The 24,867-nt window shown below is 56.4% G+C and carries 15 protein-coding genes, 1 tRNA gene and 2 pseudogenes; 4 read left to right on the forward strand and 14 right to left on the reverse strand.

What is annotated here, in order from left to right; translation table 11 throughout:
* Positions 1-39 precede the first annotated feature (39 nt).
* The 4 genes from WNM05_RS04325 to WNM05_RS04340 form a co-directional block, all read right to left on the reverse strand.
* Entirely contained in the window at positions 40-2,322 is a 2,283-nt protein-coding gene (locus WNM05_RS04325; protein ID WP_434632798.1) for an NADP-dependent malic enzyme, read from the reverse strand.
* Between the two features lie 155 nt (positions 2,323-2,477).
* The gene (locus WNM05_RS04330; protein ID WP_434632799.1) at positions 2,478-3,806 is read right to left on the reverse strand and encodes a TRAP transporter large permease; all 1,329 of its coding nucleotides are present in this window, start codon (positions 3,804-3,806) and stop codon (positions 2,478-2,480) included.
* On the reverse strand, positions 3,803-4,393 hold the full coding sequence (locus WNM05_RS04335; RefSeq protein ID WP_434632800.1) for a TRAP transporter small permease: 591 nt from the start codon (positions 4,391-4,393) through the stop codon (positions 3,803-3,805). Before WNM05_RS04335 ends, WNM05_RS04330 begins: the two co-directional genes overlap by 4 nt.
* Before the next feature lie 61 nt (positions 4,394-4,454).
* The gene (locus tag WNM05_RS04340) at positions 4,455-5,459 is read right to left on the reverse strand and encodes a TRAP transporter substrate-binding protein (RefSeq protein WP_434632801.1); all 1,005 of its coding nucleotides are present in this window, start codon (positions 5,457-5,459) and stop codon (positions 4,455-4,457) included.
* A gap of 186 nt (positions 5,460-5,645) precedes the next feature.
* Here WNM05_RS04340 and WNM05_RS04345 point away from each other — a divergent pair, with 186 nt between their 5' ends.
* Positions 5,646-7,940, forward strand: coding sequence for a PAS domain S-box protein (locus tag WNM05_RS04345; protein ID WP_434632803.1), 2,295 nt, complete (start codon positions 5,646-5,648; stop codon positions 7,938-7,940).
* 47 nt (positions 7,941-7,987) lie between these two features.
* Positions 7,988-8,063 (forward strand) — tRNA-Ala (locus WNM05_RS04350).
* 273 nt (positions 8,064-8,336) lie between these two features.
* Here WNM05_RS04350 and WNM05_RS04355 read toward each other — a convergent pair.
* From WNM05_RS04355 to WNM05_RS04380, 6 genes are all read right to left on the reverse strand, one after another.
* Positions 8,337-10,457: a type I secretion system permease/ATPase gene (locus WNM05_RS04355; protein ID WP_434632804.1), complete on the reverse strand. Its 2,121-nt coding sequence runs from the start codon at positions 10,455-10,457 to the stop codon at positions 8,337-8,339.
* Between the two features lie 7 nt (positions 10,458-10,464).
* The gene (locus tag WNM05_RS04360; RefSeq protein WP_434632806.1) at positions 10,465-11,841 is read right to left on the reverse strand and encodes an HlyD family type I secretion periplasmic adaptor subunit; all 1,377 of its coding nucleotides are present in this window, start codon (positions 11,839-11,841) and stop codon (positions 10,465-10,467) included.
* A complete protein-coding gene (locus WNM05_RS04365; protein WP_434632807.1) occupies positions 11,838-13,997 on the reverse strand; it encodes a peptidase domain-containing ABC transporter in 2,160 nt (719 codons plus the stop codon). Before WNM05_RS04365 ends, WNM05_RS04360 begins: the two co-directional genes overlap by 4 nt.
* Complete coding sequence (locus WNM05_RS04370) at positions 13,978-15,306, reverse strand: TolC family outer membrane protein (RefSeq protein ID WP_434632809.1); 1,329 nt, start codon at positions 15,304-15,306, stop codon at positions 13,978-13,980. Before WNM05_RS04370 ends, WNM05_RS04365 begins: the two co-directional genes overlap by 20 nt.
* Before the next feature lie 524 nt (positions 15,307-15,830).
* Positions 15,831-18,929, reverse strand: coding sequence for a TcdA/TcdB pore-forming domain-containing protein (locus tag WNM05_RS04375; protein ID WP_434632811.1), 3,099 nt, complete (start codon positions 18,927-18,929; stop codon positions 15,831-15,833).
* A gap of 315 nt (positions 18,930-19,244) precedes the next feature.
* A complete protein-coding gene (locus tag WNM05_RS04380; RefSeq protein ID WP_434632813.1) occupies positions 19,245-19,394 on the reverse strand; it encodes a hypothetical protein in 150 nt (49 codons plus the stop codon).
* 279 nt (positions 19,395-19,673) lie between these two features.
* Between WNM05_RS04380 and WNM05_RS04385 the strand changes: the two genes are divergently transcribed.
* Positions 19,674-20,012, forward strand: coding sequence for a hypothetical protein (locus tag WNM05_RS04385; protein WP_434632815.1), 339 nt, complete (start codon positions 19,674-19,676; stop codon positions 20,010-20,012).
* 53 nt (positions 20,013-20,065) lie between these two features.
* On the opposite strand, the pseudogene WNM05_RS04390 reads toward WNM05_RS04385, so the two are convergent.
* The 3 genes and pseudogenes from WNM05_RS04390 to WNM05_RS04400 all read right to left on the reverse strand — a co-directional run.
* A pseudogene (locus tag WNM05_RS04390) lies at positions 20,066-20,401 on the reverse strand (transposase); the annotation flags it as partial.
* Between the two features lie 199 nt (positions 20,402-20,600).
* On the reverse strand, positions 20,601-21,830 hold the full coding sequence (locus WNM05_RS04395; RefSeq protein WP_434632816.1) for a YbfB/YjiJ family MFS transporter: 1,230 nt from the start codon (positions 21,828-21,830) through the stop codon (positions 20,601-20,603).
* 1,203 nt (positions 21,831-23,033) lie between these two features.
* On the reverse strand, positions 23,034-23,282 hold the full coding sequence (locus WNM05_RS04400; RefSeq protein ID WP_434632817.1) for a hypothetical protein: 249 nt from the start codon (positions 23,280-23,282) through the stop codon (positions 23,034-23,036).
* A 98-nt stretch (positions 23,283-23,380) separates the two neighbouring features.
* Between WNM05_RS04400 and WNM05_RS04405 the strand changes: the two genes are divergently transcribed.
* On the forward strand, positions 23,381-24,154 hold the full coding sequence (locus WNM05_RS04405; protein WP_434632818.1) for an AraC family transcriptional regulator: 774 nt from the start codon (positions 23,381-23,383) through the stop codon (positions 24,152-24,154).
* 249 nt (positions 24,155-24,403) lie between these two features.
* On the opposite strand, the pseudogene WNM05_RS04410 reads toward WNM05_RS04405, so the two are convergent.
* A pseudogene (locus WNM05_RS04410) lies at positions 24,404-24,697 on the reverse strand (transposase); the annotation flags it as partial.
* Between the last annotated feature and the right edge of the window lie 170 nt (positions 24,698-24,867).

The following is a 24,867-nucleotide window of genomic DNA, read 5'->3' on the forward strand; positions in this document are numbered from 1 at the left end:
AAGCCCAAGAGCCCGCCAGTGAGCGGACTCCGGCGGCTATCAGCCTTGCGCGGTCGCCTGGGCGTCCACCGAGGCCAGCGCCACCATGTTGACGATGCGGCGCACCGACGAGATCGGGGTCAGGATGTGCACCGGCTTGGCCATGCCCATCAGGATCGGGCCGATGGTCACGCCGTCGGACGCCGACACGCGCAGTAGGTTGTAGCTGATGTTGGCGGCCTCGACATTGGGCATGATCAACAGATTGGCCGAGCCCTTCAGCGTCGAGTCCGGCAGCGCCTGCTGGCGGATGCTTTCCACCAGCGCGGCGTCGCCCTGCATCTCGCCGTCGATTTCCAGTTCCGGCTGGCTTTCGCGGATCAGGTCGAAGGCGGCGCGCATCTTCTGAGCCGACGGCGTGCCCAGCGCGCCGAAGCTGGAGTTGGACAGCAGCGCGGCCTTCGGCTGGATGCCGAAGCGCTTGATCGACTCCGACGCCATCCGGGTGATCGCCGACAGCTGCTCGGCGGTCGGTTCGGCGTTGACGTAGGTGTCGGTGATGAAGATGTTGCCGGTCGGCAGGATCAGCGCGTTCATCGCGCCGGCCACCTTGTCCTTGTTGGCGTAGCCGAGCACGTTCTCCAGGATGTCGAAGTGCTGGCGGTACGGGCCGTAGGTGCCGCAGATCAGCGCGTCGGCGTCGCCGCGGCGCACCATCATCGCGCCGATCAGCGTGGTGTTGCCGATCACGCGGCGGCGGGCCTGTTCCTGAGACACGCCCTTGCGCTTCATCAGGTTGTAGTAGTCCTTCCAGTATTCGGCGAAGCGCGGATCGGACTCGTTGTTGACCAGCTCGAAGTCGATGCCGGGGCGCAGCTTCAGGCCGAGCTTCTCGATGCGCTTCTCGATCACGCTCGGACGGCCCACCAGGATGGGCTTGGCCAGACCCTGGGTGACGATCTCCTGCGTCGCGTGCAGCACGCGCTCGTCCTCGCCCTCGGTCATCACCACGCGCTTCGGATCCAGCTTGGCCTGGGCGAACACCGGCTTCATGAACAGATTGGTCTTGTAGACGAACTGCGCCAGCTGGTCGGCGTAGGCGTCGAAGTCCTCGATCGGGCGGGTGGCGACGCCGGAGTCCATCGCGGCGCGGGCCACGGCCGGCGCGATCTTGACGATCAGGCGCGGATCGAACGGCTTCGGAATCACGTATTCCGGGCCGAAGGACAGCTCCTGGTTGCCGTAGGCGGTGGCGACCACGTCGTTCTGTTCGGCCATCGCCAGATCGGCGATCGCGCGGACGGTGGCCAGCTTCATCTCTTCATTGATCGTGGTCGCGCCGACGTCCAGCGCGCCGCGGAAGATGAAGGGGAAGCACAGTACGTTGTTGACCTGGTTCGGGAAGTCCGAGCGGCCGGTGCCGATGATGGCGTCCGGGCGCACTTCCTTGACCAGCGGCGGCAGGATTTCCGGTTCCGGGTTGGCCATCGCCAGGATCAACGGATCGCGGGCCATGCTCTTCACCATGTCCTGGCTGACCAGGCGCGGGCCGGACAGGCCCATGAAGATGTCGGAGCCGGCCATCGCGTCGGCCAGCTTGCGCCAGCCGTTGTCCTTGATGGCGTAACGCAGCTTGGACTCGTCCAGCTTCTCGTCGCGGCCGACGAAGACCACGCCCTTGGAGTCGCAGATGGTGATGTTCTCGCGCTTGACGCCCAGTGCCACCAACAGGTCCAGGCAGGCGATGGCGGCGGCGCCGGCGCCGGAGCACACCACGCGCACGTCGCCGATTTCCTTCTTCACCAGGCGCAGGCCGTTCAGCACCGCGGCGGCGGCGACGATGGCGGTGCCGTGCTGATCGTCGTGGAAGACCGGGATGCCCATGCGCTCGCGGCACTTCTTCTCGATGTAGAAGCACTCCGGCGCCTTGATGTCTTCCAGGTTGATGCCGCCGAAGGTCGGCTCCAGCGAGCAGATGATGTCGACCAGCTTGTCGGGGTCGAGCTCGTTGACTTCGATGTCGAACACGTCGATGCCGGCGAATTTCTTGAACAGCACGCCCTTGCCTTCCATCACCGGCTTGCTGGCCAGCGCGCCGATGTTGCCCAGGCCCAGCACCGCGGTGCCGTTGGAGATCACGGCCACCAGGTTGCCGCGGGCGGTGTACTTGTAGGCGTTCAGCGGATCTTCGACGATGGCGTCGCAGGGGGCGGCCACGCCGGGGGAGTAGGCCAGTGCCAGATCGCGCTGGGTGGTCAGCGGCTTGGTCGGGGCAACCTGAATCTTGCCCGGGGTCGGGAACTGGTGAAACTCCAGTGCGCTTTGACGCAATTGCTCGTCCATTCGCAGGCTCCTGATTGAGAGATGTTCTTTTATGTTGGTAAGGGAGAATCAGCCTCGCATTATAAGACTTATGCCAGGCCCGGGCTATGCCGTGTCGGACAAAAGCCGCGACGGGCGGAGCCCATCGCGGCGGCATGGCGTTTGGCGCGGAAAACTCAACTCATCATGCCGAGCAGCCTCGGCAGCCACAGCGAGATTTCCGGGATGAAGGTCACCGCCAGCAGGAAGCCCAGCATGGTCAAGAGCCACGGCCACACGGCCACCGTCAGCTCGGTGATGCCCATCTTGGTGATTCCCGAGGCGACATACAGGTTCAGCCCCACCGGCGGGTGGCACATGCCGACCTCCATGTTGACCGCGATCAGGATGCCGAAGTGCACCGGGTTGACGCCCAGCTTCACCGCCACCGGGTACAGTATCGGCGCCATGATCAGCACGATGGCCGACGGATCCATGAAGTTGCCGGCGGCCAGCAGCAGCACATTGGTCAGCAGCAGGAAGGCGACGATGCCGAAGCCCTGGCTGGTCATCCAGGCGGCCATGGTCTGCGGAATCTGCTCGGACGCCATCAGGAAGGAGAACAGCACCGCGTTGGTGATGATGTACAGCAGCATCGCGCTCATCGACGCGGCGTTGACCAGCACCTTGGGCACGTCCGGCAGCTTCATGTCCTTGTAGACGAAGACCGCGATCACGAAGGCGTAGACCGCCGCCATCGCCGCCGCCTCGGTCGGGGTGAACACGCCGCTGTAGATGCCGCCTATCACCAGCACGATCAGCAGCAGGCCCCAGACGCATTCGCGGAAGGCGCTCCAGCGTTCGCCCCAGCTGGCCTTGGGCAGGCGCGGGTAGTCGAATTTCTTCGCGCGGAACCAGGTGGTCATGCCCAGGAGGAAGGACAGGCACAGGCCGGGCAGCACGCCGGCCATGAACAGCTGGCCGACCGAGGCGGTGGACACCGCGTTGCCGTCCGGTCCGGTGACGTTCATGCCGGCGGTGGCGATGCTGAACATCACCAGATTGATCGACGGCGGGAACAGGATGCCCAACGCGCCCGAGGTGGTGATGACGCCGGCGCCGAAGCGGGCCGGATAGCCCTGCTTCAGCATCGCCGGCAGGATGATGGAGCCGACGGCGACGACGGTGGCGACCGAGGAGCCGGTGATCGCCGCGAACAGCGCACAGGACACGACGCCGGCGAGGCCCAGACCGCCGTACCAGTGGCCGACCAGCGTCGTCGCGAAGCGTATCATCCGCCGCGCGACGCCGCCGTGCATCAGGAAGTTGCCGGCCAGGATGAAGAAGGGGATCGCCATGATCTCGAACTTCTCGATGCCGGTGAACAGCTTCAGCGCGACCGAGGTGACGGGGACCTCCGTCATCGTGAACAGATAGGTGAGGACGGTCAGGCCCAGCGAGATGGAGATCGGCATGCCGGTCAGCATCAGCGCCAGCAGCAGGCCGAAGATGATCAGCGCGCTCATGGACGGCCTCCGTGATTCATGTCGTGCGGGTGGAGATTGTCCAGCGTCTCATCGCCTTCGATGCCGTCGACGTGGCCGTGGTCGTGCTTGGGCAGCGAGCCGGTCCTGATGAAGTTCCAGGTCACCTGGAGGAAGCGGAAGCACATCAGCGTGGAGCCGGCGGGGATGGCCAGATAGACCAGCCACATCGGGGCCTCCAGGTCGGGCGAGGTCTGGTCGGTGTGGCCGATGTCCCAGACGAAGTTGCCGCCCATCACGGCGACGATGCCGGTAAACAGCGCGCCGGCCAGGAGGCCGAACACGATGAAGCGGCCGCGGGTCCGGTCGGGCAGCCGGTTGATCAGCACGTCGACGCCGACGTGGATGCCGGTGCGCACGCCGTAGGCGGCGCCGAACTTGGCCATCCACACGAAGAGATAAACGGTCAGTTCCTGCGCCCAGGACAGGTTGATGTGGGCCAGGTACGGTTGAAGAGCGGGAATGCCGGAGCCGTAGCGGTGCAGCACCGCGACGAAGGTGATCAGGGTGGCGGCACCCATCAGACAGGCAATCATCCACTCCTCGAGGTGGTCGAGGAATTTCAGCATGGCGGGATTTCCTATGCGCGCAGCGCGGCCGCGCATCGGACGATGCGCGGCCGTCGGCCTGTTACTTGGCCGGGTTGAAGCCGGTTTCCTTATAGATCTGCTTTAGCAGATCCGGACCGATGCGGGAAGCCATCTTCTGATGCACCGGCAGCAGCGCCTTCTTGAACGCCTCGCGTTCCTGCGGCGTCGGCACGTAGACCTTGGTCTTGCCGGAGGCCTTGATCGCCGCGACGGCCTTGTCGTTTTCTTCCTTGGCGATCTTGTTGGCGTAGACGGTGGCGTCCTGCACCGCGCTGTCCAGCTGGGTGCGGACGTCGGCCGGCAGGCCGTCCCAGAACTTCTTGTTGACGATCAGCGCATAGCCGAGGAAGCCGTGCTGGGTCAGCGTCAGGTTCTTCTGCACCTCGTAGGCCTTGCTGGTGTAGAGGTTGGACGCTTCCAGCTCGGTGCCGTCGACGACGCCGGTCTGCAGCGCCTGGTAGACCTCGGAGAAGGCCATCACCTGCGGCAGCGCGCCCAGCGTGCGCATTTCCTCCTCAAGCACCTTGGACGACTGGATGCGGATCTTCATGCCCTTGAGGTCGGCCGGTGTGTGGATGGGCTTGTTGGCCGAGAAATTCTTGAAACCGTTGTCCCAGTAAGCCAGGCCCTTGATGCCCTTGCCCTCCAGCTTGCCCAAGAGCTGCTTGCCGATGGCGCCGTGCATCACCTTGTTGACCTGGTCGTAGTTGTCGAACACATAGGGCAGGTCGAAGACTTCGAACTCCTTCACGCCCAGCGGGCCGAACTTGGCCAGGCTCGGCGCCAGCATCTGCACCGCGCCCAGCTGCAGCGCCTCCAGCTCTTCCTTGTCCTTGTACAGCTGGCTGTTCGGGTAGACCTGGACCTTGACCTTGCCGTGGGTGCGCTGCTCGGCCAGCTTCTTGAAGTATTCGGCAGCCTTGCCCTTGGGGGTGTCGGGCGACACCACGTGGCTGAACTTGATGACGATCTCGCCGGCGGCCTGGGCGAAGCCGGACAGGGTGAGGCTGGCGCAGACGGCCAGCGCGGCGTATTTCAGTTTCATGTGAGAATCTCCATCCGTGTTTGTAGCGTTGGCATATTTGTCCGGCTGAAAAACCGGTTATTGTTGGAGATAAAGTAGAAGCTCTACGCCTGTTTGGCCATTAGGGAATTCCAGAACATCAGCATGGGCCCCGCCTGCGGCCGGCCGCGGTATCATCGGGCGATACCCACACCGTACGTCGCCGCCATGTCCGCATCCTCCGCCCGTATCCGCCGCACGCCGCGCCTGCTGTGGCCCGGCGTCAGCCTGGCGCTGATCGCCCTGCTGCTGGCGCTGTGCAGCCTCAGCTACCTGGTGTACCGCGATTGGCGGGACGAGCAGCGGGACAATCTGATCCAGGAAGTGCTGTGGCTGGAGCAGTCGCTGCGCATGCATCTGGAGGGGCACCAGGAGTGGGCCGACGGCCTGGCGCGCGACATCGCCGCCGGCAAGGTGGACAGCCGGCGCTTCGCCCATCTGTCGGCCTTCTACATGCGGGAGAACCCGGAGCTGCTGACGATAGAGCTGGTCGACACGCAGCGGACGGTGCGCTGGGACCCGCATGGCACCCGCCGCGACGGACGCGAGCTGAATTCGTCCGAGTACGACGCCTTGTGGCGCGCGTCGCGGCTGTTGCGCCCAGGCTACGGCGCGCCCTACCAGGGCGTCGACGGCAAATACCGTTTCGACTTGGCGGTGCCGGTGGTGCAGGACGGGCGGCAGCAGGGTGGGCTGCGTCTGTCCTACCAGCTGGACGCGCTGCTCTACCACCAGGTGCCGTGGTGGATCGCGTCCAAGAACTACATCAGCATCCTGGACCTCGGCGGCAAGACGCTGGCGCAGAAATTCGACGCCGCCGAGCACCCGGGCAGCATCTCGCACCAGACCAGCTTCGATCCGCCCGGCTATGGCCTGTATCTGCGCGCGGTCAGCTACCGCAGCGGCCTGGGCCTGACGCTGCCGGTGCTGACCGGCGTCATCGTGCTGCTGCTGGCCACGCTGTGGTACGCGGTGTGGCGCATACGCCGCCACATGCGCGAACGGCTGCTGGCCGAGCAGCGGCTGGCCAAGGAGGTGTCGCTGAGGCAGGCGATAGAGGACTCGATGAAGAGCGGCCTGGTGGCGATAGGCCTGGAAGGCGAGATCGTCCGCGTCAACCGCGCCTTCTGCGACATGCTGGGCTTCGCGCCGGAGGAGCTGGTGGGCAGCCATCCGCCGCATCCGTTCTGGCCTGCGGATCAGCACGGCGTGCTGGCCGACGCGATGGACGCGGTGCGGGACCACCGCCAGCCGGAGCTGGGCTTCGAGTTGACGCTGATGCGCAAGCGAGGCGATACGCTGGTGGTGCGGCTGTTCGCCACGCCGCTGGTGGAGGAGGACGGCAGTCAGCGCGGCTGGATCGCGTCCTTGTTCGACATCACCGAGCGCCAGCGCCAGCGCGTGGCGCTGGGGGCCGCCCACCGCCGTTTCCTGACCGTGCTCAACGGCCTGGCGGCCGGCGTGTGCGTGGTCGACGAGGGTAGCGGCCAGCTCTTGTACGCCAACCCCGGTTTCGCCGAGCTGTGGCTGGACGGCGACGCCGACGCGCCGTACTGCGTGCTGCTGCCGGGGCTGAAGGCGGGCGAGGGCGGGGAGGTCGGCCAGGAATTCATCTTCACCGGCGACCAGCGCTGCCTGCTGATCCACCGCCGCCGCATCGAGTGGGTGAACGGCGAGGCCGCCTGGCTGGCGATACTCAGCGACGTCACCGCCGACCGGCGGCGCGAGGAGCGCGAGCAGGCGCAGCAGGAGCGCTTCCAGAACACCGCGCGGCTGATCGCGATGGGCGAGATGGCGTCGACGCTGGCGCACGAGCTGAACCAGCCGCTGACCGCCATCCACACCTACGCCGCCGGCGTCAGCCGGCGGTTGCCGGAAGAGCTGGAACTGCCGGCCGGCGTGCGCGACGCGATACACGCGATAGCCGAGCAGTCGCGGCGCGCCGCGCAGATCGTCAGCAGCATCCGCGCTTTCGTCAAGAAGCACGAGCCGCAGCTGGAGCGGGTGGACCCGGCGCGGGCGGTGCTGCGCGCGATGAGCCTGGCCGAGCCGCTGGCAGCCAAGTACGGCGTCAGCCTGCAACTGGCGCCGGACCGCCAGGCCTGCCGGGTGGACATGGACCCGGTGCTGATAGAGCAGGTCTTGCTGAACCTGATGAAGAACGCCGTCGAAGCGCTGGTGGAGGCCGACACGCCGCGCCCCGGCGTCGAGCTGCACACCTGCGTCGGCGACAACAAGTGGCGGGTGGAGGTCGTCGACAACGGCCCCGGCCTCGCTGCCGGCATGCAGGACAATCTGTTCACGCCGTTTTATTCGACCAAGCCGGAAGGCATGGGCATAGGCCTGAACATCTGCCGCTCCATCGTCGAATTCCACCGCGGCGAATTCGGCGCAGTCAGCAGCCCGCAAGGCGGCTGCGTGTTCTGGTTCAGTCTGCCGCTGGCCGGCGCGGAAGAGGGCTGAGAGGGACTGGTCAAGCGAAATGCCGTTGTGTTAGGATGCTCGTCGATGGGCCGATAGCTCAGCTGGGAGAGCGCTGCGTTCGCAATGCAGAGGTCGGGAGTTCGATCCTCCTTCGGTCCACCAAGGAATAGCAAGGGCTTAGCAGAGATTGTGACGGGAAGCATAAGTTGGCCGCAACGGCCAGCTTATACTTCCCGTTTAGTGTTTCTAGCCACTCCAACGTCCCACATTCATTCCATTTTTCCCCACTCCATACCTTGAAAGCATTGCTCAACAAGGCTTTTCTCGTTTGAAACGCCGTTCATCTTTTGGCCAGCTTATGGTTCCCAGCTAAAAAGTGTGGTGCTGGCTGAGGGGGCGTGGCTGCTGTTCGGCCGACGTCCCCCCGGTATTGACTCAGCTCCCGGTCTGCAATGCCCACAGCTTGGCATACTGGCCATTCAATTGGAGCAACTGCTCATGGGATCCGCTTTCAGTGATAGTACCTTCCTCCATAACCAAGATTCGATCCGCTGGGCGCAGCGTGTTGAGTCGATGCGCGATGCTGATGACTGTGCGTCCCTGAATGATCTCTGGCAAACGAGCCATGATTGCGGCTTCCGACTCATAGTCGAGCGCACTCGTGGCTTCATCCAGAATCAAAATACGTGGATCTGTGATCAAGGCCCGTGCCAATGCGATGCGTTGGCGCTGACCGCCAGAGAGGAGCCCGCCGCGTTCACCGACATCAGTCGCATAACCGCTCGGGAGATCAGCGATAAAGTCATCCGCCCCAGCCAACTTCGCGGCTGCCTGCACCTCGGATTCAGTCGCGTCTGGTTTGCAAAGGCGAATATTGTCCGCCACGGTACCCGTAAACAGCATGCTTTCCTGAGGAACGATACTCATCTGTCGACGTAACTCTATGGGGTCAGCAATCGCAATATCACCGCCATCGACTAGGATCTGACCTTGTTGAGGTAAATAGAGGCGTTGCAGTAAGCGCGCCAGAGTGGATTTACCGGATCCGGACGGGCCGGTGACACCGATAAAGCTGCCTGGCGGGATGTCGAGATTCAAGCCTTTGAGCACTTCAGGGCTGGTATCACTATAGCGAAAGCGAACCTGCTCAAAGGCCAGCGCACCTTCAACCGCGTGCAAGGCCCCGCCCCCTTCGCCAATCGCCTCACCCGGCTCATCGAGAATATCGCCGACACGGCGTAGAGCCACTTGGGTATGCTGAAAATCCTGCCAAATTTGTGCCAGACGCAACACCGGCTCCACCACATGGCTGGACCACATATTGAAAGCCACCAGCTCCCCGACGCTCATCTGTCCTTTCATGACGGCGTGTACGCCGAACCAGAGCATGATCGCCGACATGGCCTTTTGGATGAAGGTAATGACTTGCCCCGCTGTGATGCCAAGTCTTTTCATGCGAAATTGACTGCGCAAGTATGCTGTCAACCTCATTTGCCAGTGCGCGCCAAAGCGCTCTTCGGTCGCACAGGCCTTTAGGGTTTCAATACCGCTCACCGCTTCCATCAAGAAAGCATTGGCCTCTGCATTCTGTTCATACGTAGTCAGTGCCTGGGCACGTAATGGGGGCCCGAAGACCATCCACATCAAAAAGCAGACGATCAACGCAATCACCAGGATGCCGGTGAGCACAGCCGAATAGTTCAGCATGACCACGAGAAAGATAACTACAAAGATCAAATCCAACACTAGGGTCAAGGCCGAACCAGTCAGAAATTGACGGACATGATCAATCTCGCGCACGCGGGCAATCACTTCTCCAACTTGGCGCGTACGGAAGTAGCTGAGCGGCAATGCCATCAGATGGGTAAACACCCGCCCCTCCAGTTCGGCGTTGATCTTGCAGGCCAAGTTACCGAACAACCAGCTGCGCATAAAGGCAAACACCGGTTCGATCACCACCAAGCCCAGTAGCCCAATTGCCAGGACGTGCAAGCTATCGGCAGCACGGCTCACTAGCACCTTGTCCGTGACGCTTTGGAAAAACAAAGGACTGACCAGGGCGATCAGCTGCAGGAGGAGCGAAATTGCCATCACCCAATAGAATTGCTGGGTATGGCGCATGATCGAGGGGAGGAACCAGCGAAAGCCAAAAGGCACTTTTTTGCGCGGGTCACGCGGCTCGCCCAGCAACAGGAGTGGACCGCAACAAAGCGACACAAAGTCTGCCAATGAAATCGTCCGCTCATCCGACTCCCGAGGGATCCAGACCGTGGCGCTATCGACGTCGACTTTAACCAGCACCATAAATCCGGTAAGCCCAGGCACCAATGCTGGCGTAGGAATGTCTTGCAAATGCGCGATACTGAAATCGACAATGCGGGCGCGCAAGCCGATCCAGTGCGCCAATCGGCAAAGCTCCTGAGTAGTTGCCATGCCGTTTTCTCGGCCGAGATGATGCGCTAGCCGACGTGGCTCGATGGTGATGTCGAAGTGCTTTGCGGCATGTGCCAAACATAAAAGCCCGTCATCCGTCGCCGTGCTGTATGGTTCCATCATCATCCTTTCAACGTTCTCGCATGGCAGTTGCTTGATATTCGCGTACGGGGCTTAACAGGTAGTCGATGACGCGCCGCGTTCCCGTCTTGATCTCGGAAACGACGCTCATGCCTGCCTGAAGTGGTTTGCGCTCACCATCAACCAAGATGTAGGACCGCCTCAGACGCACATAGGCTGGAAAGACGAATCCCTGCCGCTCATCCTTGACCGCATCGTGCGAGACGGAAGTCACGACCGCGGGGACGGTGCCATAGCGGCTATAGGGGAAGGTATCGACCTTGACCTCGACCGTCTGGCCCGGGGTAATAAAGCCGATATCTTTGTTCAGGATATTGACTTGAGCTTCGAGTTCGGCCGCGTCTGGGACGACCACCAACAAGATTTGGGCAGCCGTGACAACCCCGCCAACGGTATGAACCGCCAACTGCTGCACCATGCCATCGACCGGCGCGCGCAGCTGTTGCAAACCGTGGCGTTCCTTAGCCTTGGCCAACTCTTGCTCCTGCTCGGCGAGCGTATTGGTGGTTTGCGTGAGTTTGTTGCTGTATTCACTGCGCATTTGCGTCAGATAGCTGCGCTTGCGATCACGTAAATTGATTCGTTGGGCGCTCAGCACTTTATGCTGTGCGCGTTGCTGTTCCTGGCGCTGTTCTAGCTCGAGCAGCTCCTTGGTTTTTTCCAGCATCGTGACTTTTGCAACTACGCCTTTTTCCGCCAGCACGCGTGCCGAGTTGACCCGTGCCTCCACATTGCTACGCAACTTATCCAACTCCGCCAGATCGTGACTCACGGCCAGATAATTGGCTTCAGTGACTTCGATTTCAGAATCCATGTCGCGCAGACGAGACTGGACAGCCTGCCATTCACTGAGCAGATGCTGACGTGTAGCATCGACTTCGCCTTGAGCAACACTCGACGGCGGCACAAAAGCTTGCAGTGGCTGGTCAGTCAACAAAGCTTTCAGGCGAGCCACCTCCAACCGATTGGCGGTGACCTGGTTATTCAAGCGTTGCACGTCGGCCGAAGCGCCAATCAGCTTAAGATCAATGAGAGGGCTGCCTTTCTTGATATGTTGACCATCCTGGACATGTATCGCCACAACCTCAGCCGGTTCCAGCGGTTGGACGAGCTTCGAGCGCGAAGAGTCAATGATTTGTCCCGTAGCACTGGCATTGATATCCAGGCTCCCAAGCACCGACCAGATGATGATCAGCACTAGCAACAGCGCCAGCCCCCGCGCCAATTGGCGTGACCAAGGTGATGGCGGGCGATGCAGGATTTCAAGATAGCCGGGGAGAAACTCATACGCCTCTTCGGGTGCGGTAGTCGCCTCAAAGCGGCGAACGCAAGCGCGTAGTACTTGCAATAGCCTGTCAATATTCATAATTGTGTTTCCGCAGAAAGATCTTCTTGTAGTTGCCACAGGCGCCGGTAAGTCCCTTCTAACGCCAATAGCTCGGCATGGCTGCCTGACTCTGTGATTTGTCCCTTTTCCAGAACGATGATGCGATCGCAATCCCGCACAGTAGAGAGACGGTGGGCAATCACGATGACGGTGCGGCCTTGAGCGATATGCGGCATATTTGCGCGAATGATCGCCTGCGACTCTTCGTCAAGTGCGCTCGTCGCTTCATCAAAAATCAAAATTCTGGGGTTGGTTAGCAACGCGCGCGCAATCGCCAGTCGCTGACGCTGTCCGCCAGAGAGTGAACTCCCTCCCTCCGCGATCAGCGTGTCGTAGCCCATCGGCAATTTGAGGATGAAATCGTGCGCGCCAGCCAGTTTGGCAACCCGCATCACCTCTTCCAGCGTGGCTGTTGGCGCTTGTAGTGCGATGTTGTCGCGAACTGTGCGATGGAACAGAAAGTTCTCCTGCAGCACTACGCCGATATGCTGGCGCAACGCCGCCGGTTGCAGTTCGGCCAGCGGCTCGCCATCAATCAGGATGGTGCCCGACTGCGGCAAATACAGCTTTTGTATCAGACGGGTTAAAGTCGATTTACCAGAACCAGAGGGGCCAACAATGCCCAATGTTTCACCTGACCGGATAGAGAGAGAAATACCATTCAGCGTCGGAGGGAGATTCGGGCGGTATGCGAACTGCACATCCTGCAATTCGATGCTCCCTTTGAGCTGTTCCGGCAAACGGCGCTGACCACCATCTGGCTCGACTGGCAAGTTCAGAATATCTCCCAAGCGATCCACTGCGACTCTCGCCTGCACGAACTGCTGCCATAACTCGACGAGCCGGCTGACCGGTTGACTCGCGTGGTTGGCCAACATATTGAAGGCAATCAATTGGCCCACCGTCAGATGCAACGTCAAGACCTCGGTGGCGCCTATCCACAAAATCAGCACCGAGACTAGTTTTTGTACCCACTGCACAGCCTGATTGATCAGAATTTGCAGATTCTGGGTCTGAAAGCCACTACTGACTTGATCACAGGTAATTTCCTCCCAGCGTCGCTGCATGCGTGGCTCTACCGCCAACCCCTTGATCGTCTCAATCCCGTTTAGCGACTCGGCCAACAGACTGGCACTGCGGGCTCCATGCCGGAACATGGTTTCAATCCGTTTTTGCAGGAAGGGCGTGCTGGTCCCAGCAATCAGGGCGTAAACCGGTAAGGACAACAGCACCAGGCAAGTTAGCTTGAGTGAGAACAGCGACATCACCAGCAAAAAGACCTGCGTGAAGAACAGGTCGACACTGAGTCCCATCGCCGCGCCGGTGAGGAATTCACGGATGGTATCGGCCTCACGGACCCGCGACACAATGACACCCACCGAACGGCTGCGAAAATACGTCAGGGGCAAGCCAAGTAGGTGGCGGACCAAATCCCCACCCAACTTGGCATCGATACGCATCGACGTATGGCTGAGCAGGTATTCGCGCAATCCTTTGAGCACCACCTCAAGTAGCGCCGCTGCGATCAAGCCCAAGGTAATGACATCCAGCGTAGCGAGTGCCTCGTGGACGATGACCTTATCCATCACCACTTGAAACGCCAAGGGCGATAACAGCGCGAGGATTTGCAACAAGAACGAGAACAGCAATACTTCCAGCAGCAAGCGTCTGTGCTGGGCGAAAGCTGGGATGAACCAACGTATGTCAAAACGCAATGCGGCTTGCTCAAGGGTCAGAATCTCTCCCATCCACTCCATCTCGAGTTGCGCCACGGTCATGATCACCGGCTGAGTCTGATCGGGTAATTGGATCAGTGCTTGCTCATCAGAAAGGCGTGCCAGAACGGCAAAGCTGCCATCCGACCGCCGATAGGCCAGCGGCAATTTTCCCGGCTTCAATTGGGTCCAGCGGCATGGCTTCAGCGCGAGCCTCACACCTGTGCGCCGGGAAAAGTCAGCCAGCGCGGCTTGCAAAGATGATGGGACGTCATCACCGACTTCATCGACATCTATGCCTGCCAACTGAAGCAGACAAGCAGCGCAAGCGAGCGCCGAGCTGATTTCTAAGGGTAATTTTTCAATCATCGAAAAACTTTCAATCACCGTGATGAGAGAATCATGAATGGAGGGCCGCATTAGCGATTTGCAAGTCTTGCAATGAAAGCTCACCAGTCGCGGCGGTCAGCTTCAGGCGGTTTTGTAGATAGTTGTAACGTGCTTCGGCCAAGTCTTTACGCGTGGAGTAAAGTTGTTGTTCGGCATTGAGCACATCCAGTGTGGTACGGGTTCCAACTTCACGTCCAAGTTTGATCGAGTGAAGCGAACTTTGTGCGGAGATCAATGCCTGTTTTAGCGCGGTAATCTGTGCAGCACCCGCCGTTACATCGAGAAAACCCCGCTTTATTTCCAGGGCGGTTTCCCTCCGTGCAGTTTCCAGTTCATCTCCAGCCTGGTCTTTCAGTGCCTGCGCCTCACGCAACTTGGAGCTATTGTGGCCGCCTGTATATAACGGAATGTTGATAGTGAGTCCGATGTAGTTTTTTTGTGTCTGACTGGAGGTATAAGTGTTACCATTCAGGCGATCATTGTTATAACCAGCCTGTAAATTCACGGTCGTCTCTCGCCAGGCACCATATTTATTCAACTCTGCCGCATTAATCGAGTAGGCGATACATTTTTCGCGAATCTTCAGCCCATTCGCTTGCCCCCGCACCAGCCACTGATTGAGGTTCGCTGGCTGCGGTCCACTGGCAACCATATGTTGATCGAGCTTGTTTAGCCCGCTGGCAGTGATTCCCGTCAGTTGAGTAAAGGTATTCTGACTGACTGTCAGCTCATTTTGCGCAGCGATCTCAGCGGCCACAGTACTGTCGTAACGCGCCTGCGCCTCTTGGACATCGATAATGGTCGAGACTCCGGCATCAAAGCTTTCCTTGGCCTGATCCAGCTGTTGCGAGATCGCATCCTTTTGCGCGTGCACCATTTCCAATTTGTCCTGCGATAACAGCACATCCAAATATACTTTGACAACACGTAAAATCAGGTCTTGTTTGGCACGCTCAAACTGAACCACGGCGAGTTTTGCTTGTTCACTCAGTTGTTGAGCACCGACACTGGCTTGCGCATCATAAATTGGCTGGCTAACGGAAATGCCGTATCCTGAAGTCCTATTTCGCTCATCCTGATTTCGAAAGAGCTGGTTTGTACTGACTTTTGTCTGACTTTTTCCCGCATTACCTGTTAAGTTAATTTTCGGCAACCACAAAGCTGTGGCTTGCTGGTTTTTCTCCTGCCCCGCTCGCAACGCCGCAGTTGCCGCCGCGAAGGCTGTATCATAATTTTGGGCTGCGTGATAAACCGAGAGTAAATCTGCGGCGGCCGCATTTTTGGTCATCAAGGAGAATACAAGAGCTATGAGTAACAAAATATATTTAAATGGTTGCAATTGATCACCTGCTATTCTGCAAAACATGGTTCTGATAATAAAAGGCTATTCTATTTAAAAACTGCTAGCGATACCTGCATTGCAATTTCAATTTTTTTGATTTCAATCTACTTGGTTGTGGAAATCATTGTCTTGTAATTTATAAAAAAACAAGAAAATGCAATACAATGCAATTCATTTAAATTAGAACCTGCACTAAACAGGTAGCCAATTCGTCATGTAAAATGACATTGGCATTTTGCTTGCCTGTGGCAATAGGATGAATTACGCACAAAGCAGTTATTTAGCAAATTCGGAGGAGTATGAATGGCAATGTAGGATTGTCAGGCGACTGCGTAAGATCATGACTTGGTTTGTAAGTTTTTCATTAAGCCATATCAGCAGTAATCGGATTGTTTATAAATGCTAGTCGGCATGAGTCCTGAGTAAATGAGAGATGCTTAATAAATTACCGCAACCCTTTCGGGCGGTGGCACGCCACCACCCGAAAGCGATCAGCGGAGCCAAAGGCTACGCTATTTGGCTTAAGCCCGCTTAAACGCTGCTTGTGTCACGGACAAGAGCTGCGTCAGAGGGGGGGGCAATGTGGGTTCGCTGGCATTACCTGCGACACCGTGTTGCACAAAGGTGCTCATCGCCTGGGTCAGCAGCGCAGTGTGCTCAGGTTGAGAGATGAGTGTTGTCAGTACAGGTCTGCTTGCCGACGCAACCAGCTGCAAGGTCCCATTACGGCCGTCGGCAACATAGGAATTACCATCCTGATCAATGGCGACGGTCCGCCTGAACATGTCGTAAACGTGGCCACTGTACTGTTTACCGTCGATGATCAAGCCATCGAAATCAAAACCAAAGTAGTCATCTTGACCTTTTTTTTCGCCGACTATACTAATCCCACTTTCGATCTCATGCCTTCTCACCAAGTCCGCAATGGAATGTACGGTTTTCCCGATGGGAGTTTTGAAATACTCACGACCATAACCTGTAACAGTCGCACCACTGCGGAGAGTATCTTTGCGCCAAGTTCTGCCATCTTGGCTCGAGCCGATGATACGCGGCATTCTATCGCCAGCAGTGAATTCCACCACTCCGTCGATACTCACACCCGACGCCACCTGCAGACCCTTGATTGTGATAGTGGAGTATTTATCGAGATAAGGCTTCAATTGTTGAAGAGTCATGCCCTTATACTGATCGAACCACGCTTGATTCAGCACACTCTGTCTCCAACCTCCATCAATCCAGGCATAGCCGATTCCTGAGCTGTTGCTAGCGCTCATAGTATGTGTCACGGCATCGTAATGTCCGTTCAGCCTTTCACCATTGACGTCACGTGGCATACCTTTTATCTTGAAGCTACCGGTCTGGCCACGTTGCTTCATATAATCGATCATTGACTCCATTGTGGCGCCAGGATGCTTGTTAAACCAGGCTTCAGTCAGACCGATTGCCACGCTAGAGTCCAGGCTTCCTTCGTATTGAATGAGTACGCCATCGTTGTCCACTGCCGTTATCGCCTTGGTACCTGGCATGAAGGAGCCACTGACTTGCTCACCCTTGCTGCTTTTCCAGTTAACCGAAATCGGGCCAGGCGCATCGTTGTGGTGTTCGCTGGCAAGGGATTCCAGTGCGGCATACAGGGTATTCATGCTCGATGAATGCGCAGAGACCCACTCTTGGGTCACACCGAGATGAGGGTTGACTAATTTGCCGTCGTCCTTCTTGCTGGCGGTAAGCTCATTACCAAACAGCAATACACCATTCTCGCGCTGCTGAATGATCAAGCCTGCCGACTTGACATAGACACCCTTGAAGCCATGGTAGTCAAGTGGGATGTTCTCCACCTTTTCGTGATCTGCCAGCGTCCAAAGGGCACTTGTCAGATTGCCCTTATTCTTGTCGATCCAGGCATTGCCCACCAGTGTCAGGGTCTTGGTATGGTTGGCGTAGTCAAGTTTCCAGGTAAGGTCATCTTCCTGGCTGACCAGCACGGTATTGCCTTTACCATAATCCCAAACACCACAACCATTAATGATAAAGTGTTTTCCTACAGCTTCACTATATTCGATAGCAGTGTTAAAACCCTTCACCCTCACAAGCCAAGTTGAATTGTCGCCTTGCAGAGTTGCCGTGCCGTATTGGCTGGGTACCAGCGTGTAAACGCCACCGGCGCCATGCAGGTAGTAATCCATCTGGTAGGAATTATTCGAGTAGTATCCTTTTAAATGCTTAAGGTCGGGCATCACCAAGATGACACTCTGGTCCTTTCCCAGCATGACCGTAGTGCTGGTTTTTAAATACTCCGGGTACATCTTAGTATACGTGCCCGCCGTACCCTGACGAGGTGAGAAGTAGATTTTGCGGAACGAGCCATCTTTATTCATCATCTCCTTATCGTTCATCCCTGCGATAAGGCCACTCGGGCTAGCTACCATCATTGGGTCGGCATTGAGAGAGATTCTTTCGTTCGGAGCGAATGGCAGGACTACCACATTGCATGTATTGTATTTTTCGTCAAGACTTACGGTGTACCAGTCGTCAGGATTTCTGCTACCATTGACGCCGAAACCCTCATGCAAATCCCACTCAAGATGGTCATAGTCGGATTTAAATGTATTTTTGCCGAAAGTCACTTTTTTATTGACCAAGTCCAGCACGCTAATCGGCACACCTTCTAACGGAATCATCCGTCCCTTTTCATCGAGCTTATAGCCGTGAGCTTGGTAGTTATTATGAAGCATATCGAAATAATCATTGATTTTTCCGTGGCCATCATAAAGCCCGACAACATCGCCAACCAGGGCACCGATGCCATAGCCAAGCGCTGCCAGCGGCGCGGCCAAATACCCCAGTGCCAGACCAAGAGTGGTTTCGCCTAATAGCACGGCAGTCAAATTCATCGCCGTACTGATCGTGTCAAAAGTGAGCGCGGTAGCGGCAGAGGCGCGCTGGATGTTTGTCTCAGCAAAGGCCACTTCTGCAGCATCACAGACAACGCCCACAGCGCTAGCCACAACAGTGCCCCCCTTGAAGAGCTTGCTGGCCATGCTCAACGACTCGCCCAAAGCTCCCAGCTCACCACCAGCCATTAACTCGGCCACTACCTCCACAATTTCGGTCGTCTTGCTCAATGTCTCGAAGGCCGCACCAGCCAATATGAAGTAACTATGTATCTCGATTGCACTTCTCAGGCTTTTTGACAGATCTTCGTTCAGCTCCCCCTCGAAGCCGTGGTACACGGCCGCATCTACTGCGCTGGCCCATGCAATAATCGCCGGCGCCTCGATGGATGGCGTAGTACCGCCCTCGATTTCTTCCTTTTCCCTGGTGACTTCTTCACCCATGATCTTTAGATTTTCGAGTGCATTGCGCATTTCTTCCGAGGGGGTTATTACCATCGTTTCAGGCTTGCCACCGCCACGCTTCAATAGGGTCAGCGTATGGTCATCCTTGTTATAGGAACCCAATATTGGCACCCAATCTTTTGCCGCTAGATTTTTCTCCTGGAAAATCTGAGCAAGACCTTTCCCTAGACTTTTCATCATAGCTTCGCCTTCTTGGCGACGCTTGCGTTGGTCTACCAATTTGTTGATTTCATTCTGTTCGTCTTTTGTAAAATTCGGCATGGCTTTAAATCCGGTTGAAATAAATAGTGTGATGTCGTTTATGCAATTGGTACAGTATCAGTAGCAGTAATTAACTCTCCTTTTTATGTGGTTGTAATTACACTCTGTTATTATCCAGTCAAGCCGGTAGATGATTTGTAGTTACCAACGCGAACTATCAGAACGATCGATTATTAACTTTTACTTGGGTATGGAAATTGATTTATTGCATTTAGGCTCTGAAAGCCCATATACCTTAATAAGTTCTCTTGCTAATGGTTTTTTATGTTTTATTGGACAATGTTGTTTAGTGCAGCAGATTCAGCGCCCCGGCATTTAGAAGCGGTAATTGCCTTTCAGCAACGGATACAGCGCAACCAGCCGCGATTGCAGCATGTCGTTGAGGAAATGTGAGAAGCTGATGGCGCCGAGCACGCGGAAACGCGTGTCCTGGGCTGGCGCGGTGACTTGGATGATAGCGGTCATTAGGCGAACTCTAATTCGGTGTATTCGACTATGCTAACAAGCACATTCACGCCAGTCCTGCGAAAATATGGCATTAATCTTATTGAAAAGGGCGATAACGGGTAACTTGAATCATCTGCATCAATATGATTAGAGACTGGAGCCGGTGCGCGGCAAGCCACGCGACTACCCGGTCGGGGTGGAGACGCCGCAGCACACTCACCCCATCGCCCAGCTGTGGTGCTCGGCGACGGGGCTGACGCTGGTCAGCGGGTGGTGCAGACGACGCGCACCATCTGATTGCTGAAAGACAGCTGGCACCAAGTGCGGATGGTTAGCGACATGCGGATGTGCAGCATTTACGTGCAGAAGGACATGCTGGGAGGGCTGCCTGGAGAGTGCTACGTGCTGGAAGTAACGCCGCTGCTGCGGGAACTGGCGGCGGCGGTGGCGGTGGATGTGTCGTGCGCGTCGGCATCGTGTGATGAGCGGGTGATGATGCTGGTGCGGGACGAAATCCGCCGGATCAGGATATTGCTGCTGCCCTTGCCGCAACCGTCGTCCGTCGCACTATGCCTCTGTGCGACGTGTGGCTGGCCCAACGGGCGACGAGCCCGGTGCGGCAGAATGGGCGCGTGAGCGTACGCTGGGCCCGCGCACGCTGCAGCGCCTCCTCCTCCGGCAAACCGGCTTCAGCTTCGGCCAGTGGCGGCGTCAGGCGAGGCTGATGCTGGCGCTGCACCGGTACTGTTGACCTCTGGGATGCAGGCAACCCTGCTTCTTCTGTACTGAGATGCGCACCCGCAGATCTTTCTGGCGGCGGGAAGGCGTGCAGAAGTCGGGAACAGCCCAGCCAGACGCAACATGCGCTCGACCATGCCTGTCGCTTGCCGTAACACCAGACCCAAGAAGCATTTGATGCTGAAACAGAACTGAATGGCAGCATCGGCGAAAATTGGTTTCCGCCTCTTTATGCCAGTGGCGGGCATCAGCCAGTTCATGTCTTTGTCGAGCCAGAGAAGCGGCGGCCCTCTTTGTTTTAGGGACTAGTTGTAGGGCTGCCAGTTGATGGCTTAGCACTTGGAAGAAGGGATCTGCTCATGCCGCGATTCTATCGAACGGACGCAAGCCCTGATTTGTGCAACAGAGCTTGGCATTTACGTCTTCCGCCTGCGCATCACACACCAGCCCAGAATAACAATCTGGATGATATGACCCAAAGTAGGCTTATTCATTTTGCAACTGGCGCTGGCATGCCGCGAATATCGCGCCAATAATCAAACATGCAGACGAATACATGAGACCACGCTCAAGCCCAGAGCCATCTGCGATGAGGCCTATCATCAATGGGCCAATAATCTGGCCCAATGCAAAAGTCATTGTGAAGGCGCTTATACCAAGCGTCCATTGTTCCGTTGCAAGATTATGACGAACAAACGCCGTGGTTGATGCAACAATCGCGAGAAAAGTTCCACCAAAAACCAAACCAGAGATAAAAATAAAAGCCGGATGCGTGAGAAATGCAGGCATCAAAGTTGCTAAGCCAAGGAGAGCATTCAGCACTGCCAGAGCAAGTCCCCCTCTGGCCCTATTCAATAGTCCAGACCAAATGCGCGAAGAAATTATTACGGCAACCCCAAGCATCGTATAGAAGATTGTTATGACCATATTGCTCATGCCCACTCCGCGTAACAAGGCAATAATAAAAGTCATATAACCAATATATCCGATGCCAAATAATCCATAGCTTCCCAATGCCCAAGAAAAGGATCGAATTCTCAGTCGACCGCTACTCGGCCTTCTCTTGTCCTTATTCCTTCCGGATTTTAATGCAATCGACTCCATGTCATTGGCCCAGTGTTCCACACGAAAAGCAGCTGGTATCGCAATCACAGCCATCAGTAAACAAATAATAGCTAACCCAAGCCATGCATATTGCCAGCCATGCTCAATGGGGGGTAATATTAGTGGTATTAGCAATGCGGATAAAACAATCCCCCATCCGGTACCACCATAGTAAATACCCACCACAAGACTACCATAGCGTGGAAATATCGTGGCAAGACGCAATGCTAACACTCCGCCACCTACAAAAACAAAAGCACTACTAATGCCACTCAACAAGCGTTGAACGAATATTGTCTCATTAGATATCAATGTTCCGGCCCAAGCCATCAGAGCGGCAGTCAAAAAACTACCGATAGCGAATGTACGTGGCACGCCACATGATCGCATAAGGCTAGGTGCCATTAATGCGCCAAGTAGATATCCAAGAGCATTAGCCGCATTCATCGTTCCTGCTTGTGCAAAGCTCCAGCCAAGATCTACTTTCATTGGAAGCAATAAAAGGGCATAAGAAAAACGTGCAATGCCAAGTGCAATTGCAGCACCAAGTGACAAAGCTATAGCAAGCCATATTTGATGAGGTGAGTCTTTTTTATGTGAAGATAAAAGCATAATAGAAATTCCTGAATTACCATAACATGGAGCACGCAATAATGGCTATTCCTAGCCTAAGTTGTGATGATTCCCGGGATGGAATACCCAGTCGGATCATATTTTATTCAGCCACTTCATATGTAACTACCCTTCTAATAAAGAGTAAATCCGATCCTGACAGGTATATTCCAATGCCTTGGTGGTTAATAAAAAACAGGGCATTCCTAATAGCAGCTTGGTCTGAGCCAGGAATGATATAAGGTCATGAATCACCAGTGCCAATACAATCGACGCACATCCCTTAAATAAATTTAACTTCTCACTAATAATCATCGCCCCAGATAACACCCTAATAAATGGAGCCAGATGGCTGTCCCGTGGAGAAAACTGGTCATGAGCGCTGAATAAAGATGGCATGCGTCACATAGGAAATGCCTGAGCACAACCCTCCGAGAACAATGAATGACATAATTGCGTCAAAAAGCCAAGGTGCGTTCAACAATATCGAAAGAATGCACAATGAGATATCTGAGACCAAAAGGATCTTACGCACTAAATGAATCGGCACATTATGTGTCATGTCATCATGCGTAACATGGTTACTCGCAAAGCTAGTTGCTGCTATGAATATCGAGAGTTCTGCAATTGTATTTTCCTGCTAATTCCCTTGCATTTCAGGAATTACCAAAATGGTCGCGCCGAGAAATCCAAGCAATATGCTTAGCGTAAACGTATGAAGTTAAATCAGATCCACTCATCAGGACACTGATCATCCCGTACGCAGCCTTGTGCAATCCAGGTCTCATGCAGATGTCGCCAATGCACTTGATTATTATCATCTGCAACAAATAGAGCGCTAGGCTGCCGACTCAGCACCACATAAATATCATGTAAAACTTATTGGTATGAAATCCACACGGATCTTCCTTCTGAATGAATGATCTTTATATTCGCAAGCTCTATTTTTAACTCAGGCTTGCAACCATGCATGTTGTTGAAAAAGGTTCTCAACATTGAAGTGTCTAAGCACTCTCCCCCTGCAGTACTCACACTGAAGTGTGGGTGAAATCGACTTAGCAAATCCTCCAAAAATGCAGCATCTGCTGCCTCGTCACCTCGCAACCATTTCTCAATCAATGTGTGTGAGTTTATGAGTTCATGGATTGCGGCCGCACAAACAGAGAAAGGCTTGGAAATCTCTTTCATTTCAAGTGCCTGTAATTAATGAATTTTGTGCAGTGCATGCGAAATAGCACACATTGTCAATAAGCACACCCAATACAAGAGGACTGATGGTGCTGCCGGCCGATCTTGGTGAAGCTGAGGTGGTAATTTGCCTTTCAGCAGCGGATACAACTCGACCTGCAGCGATTGCAGCATGGCGTTGAGAAGATCCGAGAAGCTGATGGAGCCGAGCATGCGGCAATGCGTGTCCAGAATCGGTGCGGCAACTGGAGAGGTGGCGGTCATGGGGCGATACTCTAATTCCGTGTATTTGACTATACTAACAAGCACATTTTTGCCAGTCCTGCGGAAAAATGGCATGAATCTTATTGAAAGGGGCAATCATGGACAGTTTCGATCATCTGCACCAATACGATCAGGGACTGGAGCCGGTGCGCGGCAAGCCGCGCGACTATCCGGCCGGACTGGAGATACCGCAGCACACGCATCCCACCGCCCAGCTGCTGTGCTCGGTGGAGGGGATGATGCTGGTCAGCGCCGAGCGTGGTCAGTGGGTGGTGCCGCCGACGCGTGCCATCTGGATGCCGATAGACAGCTGGCACCAAGTGCGGATGGTCAGCGACGTGCGGATGCGTAGCATCTACGTGCGACAGGACATGCTGGACGGGCTGCCTGGGAAGTGCTGCGTGCTGGAAGTGACACCGCTGCTGCGTGAACTGGTGGTGGCGGCGATGGACGTTGATGTGCCGTGCGAGTCGGGCTCACGCGACGAGCGGGTGATGATGCTGGTGCTGGACGAGATTCGCCGAGCCAGAGTGCTGCCGCTGTCTTTACCGCATCCGTCGTCCGCTGCACTGCGCGAGCTGTGCGACGTGTGGCTGGCCCAACCGGACGACGAACGCGGCGCGGCAGAGTGGGCGCGCGAGCTGGCGTTGGACCCGCGCACGCTGCAGCGCCGCTTCCGCCGCGAAACCGGCCTCAGCTTCGGACAGTGGCGGCGCCAGGCGAGGCTGATGCTGGCGCTGCAGCGGCTGGCCTGCGGCGACAGCGTGCTGAAAGTGGCGCTGGACCTGGGCTACGCCAGCCCCAGCGCCTTCACTACCATGTTCAAGCGCGAGCTCGGCGCGCCTCCGAGCAGTTTCTTCACCGTATCGTAGCCGTATAGAGCGGAAACCCAGCATGCCCAGGTGTTGCACCTGGTGCTACGGCGATGCAGCCTCTCTCTCCTCTCAGGAAAGGGCTCAGGGAGAGAGGGGCGATACTGGGGGCGTTTTGGGATAGCTGAAGTGCGGCGCCAAAATCGCTAGTTACGGATGGTCAGCTCGCCCTTTCTTTCCTTGCTTTGCCCCCCGCTAATGTCCACTCGCTCGAATTTCATGCGGAATGCTGACTTGTAGCGTTTGCTAACGCCGAGACTGTGTTCTGTCGTCCGGAGCGTTCAACTCAGATCTGTCCGTTTGAGCAGACTTTGAATGAAACCGATGGCTTGTCGTAATGCCGCTCCAAGCAGGTTCTCGATGGTCAGACTGACCTGAATGGCCGCATCGCTATAAATCTGCGCCCGTCCGCGGTTGCCCTGCGGGATCGCCAGTCTAGCATGCCCATGTTCAACCCGATGGACAGGGGGCACGTTGGATCGGGACTTGGTTGTAGGCTTTTCAGTTGGTGGTTCGGTAGTGTTTCGAAGCGGGGTTGATCATGCCGTTATCCTACCAGGCCGTTGCGCAGATAGATTTATACAATCAAGCCTCTTGGACGCAAGTGAGTTCAATGAAGGCGATGATCATAGCCGCGCCAAACTCAGCGGCATATCCAGGCCACATGTCAGACAGTATCAGCCTCGGGCACGGTATGATGCCACTTAACGCTG

This window comes from Chromobacterium sp. CV08, from assembly GCF_051129845.1.
Classification (GTDB): Bacteria; Pseudomonadota; Gammaproteobacteria; order Burkholderiales; family Chromobacteriaceae; genus Chromobacterium.

Bases quoted from the DNA above. Each gene is read 5' to 3' on its own strand.
- WNM05_RS04325 (WP_434632798.1), bottom strand. From the start codon at position 2,322: ATGGACGAGCAATTGCGTCAAAGCGCACTGGAGTTTCACCAGTTCCCG.
- WNM05_RS04330 (WP_434632799.1), bottom strand. From the start codon at position 3,806: ATGAGCGCGCTGATCATCTTCGGCCTGCTGCTGGCGCTGATGCTGACC.
- WNM05_RS04335 (WP_434632800.1), bottom strand. From the start codon at position 4,393: ATGCTGAAATTCCTCGACCACCTCGAGGAGTGGATGATTGCCTGTCTG.
- WNM05_RS04340 (WP_434632801.1), bottom strand. From the start codon at position 5,459: ATGAAACTGAAATACGCCGCGCTGGCCGTCTGCGCCAGCCTCACCCTG.
- WNM05_RS04345 (WP_434632803.1), top strand. From the start codon at position 5,646: ATGTCCGCATCCTCCGCCCGTATCCGCCGCACGCCGCGCCTGCTGTGG.
- WNM05_RS04355 (WP_434632804.1), bottom strand. From the start codon at position 10,457: ATGATGGAACCATACAGCACGGCGACGGATGACGGGCTTTTATGTTTG.
- WNM05_RS04360 (WP_434632806.1), bottom strand. From the start codon at position 11,841: ATGAATATTGACAGGCTATTGCAAGTACTACGCGCTTGCGTTCGCCGC.
- WNM05_RS04365 (WP_434632807.1), bottom strand. From the start codon at position 13,997: ATGCGGCCCTCCATTCATGATTCTCTCATCACGGTGATTGAAAGTTTT.
- WNM05_RS04375 (WP_434632811.1), bottom strand. From the start codon at position 18,929: ATGCCGAATTTTACAAAAGACGAACAGAATGAAATCAACAAATTGGTA.
- WNM05_RS04380 (WP_434632813.1), bottom strand. From the start codon at position 19,394: ATGACCGCTATCATCCAAGTCACCGCGCCAGCCCAGGACACGCGTTTC.
- WNM05_RS04395 (WP_434632816.1), bottom strand. From the start codon at position 21,830: ATGCTTTTATCTTCACATAAAAAAGACTCACCTCATCAAATATGGCTT.
- WNM05_RS04400 (WP_434632817.1), bottom strand. From the start codon at position 23,282: ATGACCGCCACCTCTCCAGTTGCCGCACCGATTCTGGACACGCATTGC.
- WNM05_RS04405 (WP_434632818.1), top strand. From the start codon at position 23,381: ATGGACAGTTTCGATCATCTGCACCAATACGATCAGGGACTGGAGCCG.